The following is a 2,070-nucleotide window of genomic DNA, read 5'->3' as shown; positions in this document are numbered from 1 at the left end:
CGCCGTTCCGGAGGAGCCCGCCCGGCCCCGGCCCGATCCGGCCGTCCGCCGCCGCGAGGCCAAGGCGGCGCGCACGGCCGCCCGGCTGGCGAAGCAGATCACGGCGTTCGGCTCGCGGCACGGCGGCGCCGAGGGGCAGCTCTCCCACCTCGGACGGCGCGGCACGCGCATCGTCCTCGTCGGCACGGACGGCACCTGGGGCGACCTCGTTGCGCCGGGCGACGCCGTGGCCCGGCGCGCGGCCGAGCAGGCCGGTCTCGCTCTCCAGGACTCCTTCGACGGCGAGCTGGCCGCGAGGGTGACCACTGGGCCGTACGAGTGGAAGCGCATGGCCGGCATCCAGCTCGGCGGACGCGGCGGGGCCTGAGAACCCGAGAAAGCGGCGGGGCCCGCCACCCGATCCGGGGTCGCCCGTTAAGGACTGTGAGGAGCGTCCCACCGGTCCTGACGTCCACGACGGGAGTCCCGATGATCGAAACAGCGTCCCTGGTGGACCAGTACTGCCACGGTGTGCTCCGCACCGAGCTGGGTCTCGGCACCTTCGAGACGCACCTCGCGGACGCGGGCGGGCCCCCCGCGCCGGGCACGACGTTCTTCGACACGCAGACGGGTTTCGCGGTGCGGCGCTGGTGCCCACCGCTGCTCGGCCTCGAACCGCACTGCCCGCCCGCCCGGTACCTGGCCCGCCGCCGGGAGCTGGGCGTGGCGGCCGCCGCGCGGCTCCTGCTGCGCGGCACGGGCGTCACGACGTACCTGGTGGACACCGGCCTGCCCGGGGACCTGACCGGACCCGAGGAGCTGGCGTCGGCGGGCGGCGCGCGGGCCCGGGAGATCGTACGGCTCGACCTGCTGGCCCAGCAGGTGGCCGACACGTCCGGGTCGGCGGGCGCGCTGCTCGCGAACCTGGCGGAGTCGGTGAGCTCCGCGGCCACGACGGCCGTGGCGTTCGCGTGCGCGTCCGTGCCCGCCGTGGACCCGGCGTCGCCGCCGTCGCCCCGGGAGGCGCACGCGGCCGCCGTGCACTGGCTCGGCAGCCGGGCGACGGGCGACCCGCCGAGCGACCCGGTGCTGCTGCGGCACCTGCTGTGGACGGCGGTGGCGACGGGCCGCCCGCTCCAGCTGCACCTCTCGCGCACGGAGCCGCAGCGGCTGGCGGGGTTCGCGGCCGCCACCGAGGGCCACGGCGTGCACCTGGTGCTCCTCGGCAGCTACCCGCACCACCGGCAGGCGGCCCGGCTGACCGCGACGTTCCCGCACGTGTACGCGGACCTGGGCCCTGCGCTCACCCGCACCGGCGCGCGGGCGGCCGCGCTGCTCGCGGAGGTCCTGGAGACCGCCCCGTTCGGGAAGCTGCTGTTCTCCAGCGGCGGGCGGGGGCTGCCGGAGCTGCACGTGGTGGGCGCGCGGGTGTTCACGGAGGCGCTGAGCCGGGTGCTGGGCGGCTGGGTCGCCGACGGCGCGTGGTCGCTCACCGACGCGCGGCGGGTGTCGAGCCTGATCGCCTCGGAGAACGCGACCCGCGTCTACGACCTGTGACCGCGCGGGCCCCTGGGGCTCCGGGTCCTCCTCCGGAGCGGGGCCGGCGGTCGCGGCCCGGGGCCCTCGGCCCTCCGGACCCGGGCCGGGGTCCCCGGAGCCGCACCGCCGGGGCCCGTCGGTCCCCGCCCACCGCCGGGCCCGTCAGTCCCGTCCGTCGTCCCCCGTCGTCAGGAACGGCCCCAGCAGCCCCGGCGCGGCCGTCTCCGCGAACGCCAGCGCCTCGCCCTCGTCCGCGTCCCGCACGTGGTACGCGCCGCGCCCCGCGGCGGTCGTGGCCGTCAGGGTGACGAGCCCCGCCCTGCGCTGGAAGAAGGACTGCCGTACGGTCCAGCCGACGACGCCCGCACGCTGGAGCGCCACCGTCGAACGCCGCACCGCGCCCGACCGCGCCAGCAGGTAGGGGCCGCTCAGGCCGTGGCCCAGGGCCCGGTACGCCGACACGGCCAGGCCGAGTGCGACCGGCAGGGCCACCAGCGCCGCGCCGAGGGCCGCCCACGGCAGGCCGAGCCCGGCGAGCAGGGCCGCCGGGGC

General features: G+C 78.3%; 3 protein-coding genes. 2 read left to right on the top strand and 1 reads right to left on the bottom strand.

Annotated features, from left to right (window positions below; translation table 11 throughout):
* The first annotated feature begins 85 nt into the window (after positions 1-85).
* A complete protein-coding gene (locus L1885_RS27625; protein ID WP_235799881.1) occupies positions 86-367 on the top strand; it encodes a hypothetical protein in 282 nt (93 codons plus the stop codon).
* A 101-nt stretch (positions 368-468) separates the two neighbouring features.
* Positions 469-1,536 carry an amidohydrolase family protein gene (locus L1885_RS27620; RefSeq protein ID WP_235799880.1) on the top strand — a complete coding sequence of 356 codons (1,068 nt, stop codon included), beginning with the start codon at positions 469-471 and terminating at the stop codon, positions 1,534-1,536.
* Between the two features lie 144 nt (positions 1,537-1,680).
* Here L1885_RS27620 and L1885_RS27615 read toward each other — a convergent pair.
* Positions 1,681-2,070, bottom strand: a 390-nt coding sequence (locus tag L1885_RS27615) for a PH domain-containing protein (protein WP_235799879.1), incomplete at its 5' end; no start/stop codon positions are given.

The sequence above is a fragment of the Streptomyces fuscigenes genome (assembly GCF_021556455.1).
In the GTDB taxonomy this organism is placed as follows: domain Bacteria; phylum Actinomycetota; class Actinomycetes; order Streptomycetales; family Streptomycetaceae; genus Streptomyces; species Streptomyces fuscigenes.
This window is presented reverse-complemented; position numbering and strand designations above follow the sequence as displayed.

Excerpts from the sequence above, each read along its gene's own strand:
- L1885_RS27620 (WP_235799880.1), top strand. The coding sequence starts at position 469 with ATGATCGAAACAGCGTCCCTGGTGGACCAGTACTGCCACGGTGTGCTC.